Source organism: Sandarakinorhabdus sp. (assembly GCF_041689835.1).
Lineage (GTDB): Bacteria > Pseudomonadota > Alphaproteobacteria > Sphingomonadales > Sphingomonadaceae > Sandarakinorhabdus.
In genome coordinates, this window is the sequence record NZ_JBDNFM010000175.1 from 1 (window position 1) to 2,398 (window position 2,398).

Below are 2,398 nucleotides of genomic sequence, written 5' to 3' on the forward strand. Positions count from 1 at the left end.
CAACTGGTCTTCGGAACTGGAGCGGTTGACCGAAGTGCCCATGGCATATTGGTTGTTTACAATGACGAATATCACTGGCAGCTTCCACAGTTCGGCCATGTTGAAGCTTTCATACACCTGGCCCTGGTTGGACGCACCATCACCAAAATAGGTGACCGCCAGATGCCCGTCGCCCTTGTATTTGTGGGCAAAGGCCAGCCCGGTTCCCAATGGCACCTGCGCCGCCACGATGCCGTGGCCGCCAAAAAAGCCATGTTCCACGCTGAACATGTGCATGGAACCGCCTTTGCCGCGGCTGATGCCGGCCGCGCGACCGGTCAATTCCGCCATCACCGCCTTGGAATTGATGCCGCACGCCAGCATGTGGCCGTGATCGCGGTAGCCGGTGATGATGCTGTCCCCGCGCTGCAATTCGGCTTGCATGCCCACCACCACGGCTTCCTGGCCGATGTACAGATGACAGAAACCGCCTATCTGGCCCATGCCATACAGCTGCCCGGCGCGTTCTTCGAAACGGCGGATCAACACCATCTGGCGGTACATGTCGACCAACTGATCACGCGTCGCGGCGAACCGTTCCGGTTCCTCAGGGCGCGGCCAGTTGGGATGGGTCGAAGCGGAAGCTGCCTTGCGGCCGGGGCTGCGTGACAAGATAATCACCTTTCACTGGCGTAACCACGCAGGTATAAATTGTCGCAGCGCGTCGCCACAACCCCCTATCCGGCGCTGTGTGCCGGATAGGTTAATCCCTCGCTATTCAAGCGCAGTTTGGGCAATCAGTAGGTGGCGGCGGATGGTACCGGCGAGGCCGGTGGGAGCGGCACGATCACTTCGTCCGGTTTTACCAGATCGAGATTGAGGCGCACCAGTTCGTCGGCCAAGTCGGGATCGACATGGCGCGGATCCAGCAGCACGAGCCGGCGTTGCAGCGCGGCCTGATGTTCCTCGCTGGTTTGCACGGCCTGTTGCAGCGTTGCCCGCTGGTCTCTGTATTCGCGCCAGGCGGCATAGCCGGTGGGCCCTGACAGGGCGTGGAAGGAAAAATAGCTGGCCACAGCCATGCACACCGCCGGCAAGGCGGCGCGCGACATCAACTGTTGCAAGGTAAGTTTTACGGCCATTGATAAGGAAACTACGCAAATACTGGCCTATCCACAAGGCTGCAATCGCGCGCAACAGGTGCTAGGCATGCAGCAATTCATGTTTTCGGGGAGAAAATTGTCATGGCCGCCATCAACAATGTCGTCGATCTGTCCAAGGATGGCGAAATCGCCATCGTCACGGTGAATTCACCGCCGGTGAACGCGCTGTCCGCCGATGTGCGCGATGGCCTGGCCGGTGCCTTTGCCGCCATTGCCACTGACGCAGCGGTGAAGGCCGCTGTGCTGGTCTGCGCCGGCCGCACCTTCATTGCCGGCGCCGACATTTCGGAATTCGGCAAGCCGCCGCGCGGTGCCTCGCTGCCGGCCGTGCAGGATGCGATGGAAAGCTCCCCTGTACCGGTGATCGCCGCGATCCATGGCACCGCACTGGGCGGCGGGCTCGAAGTGGCGCTGTGCGCGCATTACCGGGTGAGCGACGCCAAGGCCAAGTTCGGCTTGCCCGAAGTGAAATTGGGCCTGCTGCCCGGCGCCGGCGGCACGCAACGTTTGCCGCGCATCGTTGGCGCAAAAAAGGCCACCGAAATGGTGACCAGCGGCACCCAGATGAACGCCCGCGATGCCCTGGCCACCGGTTTGGTAGACGAAGTGGTGGACGGCGACCTGACTGCCGGCGCCGTGGCTTTCGCCCGCCGCATCGTTGCCGAAAACCGCCCGCTGAAAAAGGTACGCGACGACGCCAGCAAACTGGGCGGCAGCGCAGCCGAACTGGCACCGTTCTTTGCCGAATTCCGCAAGGCCAATGCCAAGGCATTCAAGGGCTTTGAAGCACCGGAAGCCAACATCAAGTGCATCGAAGCGGCGGTCGCGCTGCCCTTTGAAGGCGGCATGAAGGTGGAACGCAGCGAATTCATGACACTGATGACCGGGCTGCAATCGGCCGCGCAGCGCCATGTCTTCTTTGCCGAACGCGCCGCCGCCAAGATCGACGGCTTGCCCGCCGACATGCAGCCTCTGCCGGTGAAAAAGGTTGGCGTGATCGGCGCCGGCACCATGGGCGGCGGCATTTCAATGAACTTCCTGTCGGTCGGCATCCCCGTCACAATCGTCGAAATGAAGCAGGACGCGCTGGACCGCGGCGTTGGCGTCATCCGCAAGAATTACGAGAACAGCGCGAAAAAGGGCCGCTTCAGCATGGACGAGGTGGAGGCGCGCATGGGCCGCTTGACGCCGACGCTCAACATGGAAGACCTCGCCGATTGCGACCTGATCATCGAAGCCGTGTTTGAAAACATGGC

General features: G+C 61.7%; 3 protein-coding genes. 1 reads left to right on the forward strand and 2 read right to left on the reverse strand.

Annotated elements, in window-relative coordinates:
• Together ACESL8_RS09410 and ACESL8_RS09415 are read right to left on the reverse strand one after the other, a co-directional pair.
• Positions 1-651 (reverse strand): thiamine pyrophosphate-dependent enzyme (locus ACESL8_RS09410; protein ID WP_372918144.1); only part of this gene is annotated, 651 nt, incomplete at its 3' end.
• 125 nt (positions 652-776) lie between these two features.
• Positions 777-1,121 carry a septum formation initiator family protein gene (locus ACESL8_RS09415; RefSeq protein ID WP_372918146.1) on the reverse strand — a complete coding sequence of 115 codons (345 nt, stop codon included), beginning with the start codon at positions 1,119-1,121 and terminating at the stop codon, positions 777-779.
• A gap of 102 nt (positions 1,122-1,223) precedes the next feature.
• Between ACESL8_RS09415 and ACESL8_RS09420 the strand changes: the two genes are divergently transcribed.
• Positions 1,224-2,398 (forward strand): enoyl-CoA hydratase-related protein (locus ACESL8_RS09420; RefSeq protein WP_372918148.1); only part of this gene is annotated, 1,175 nt, incomplete at its 3' end.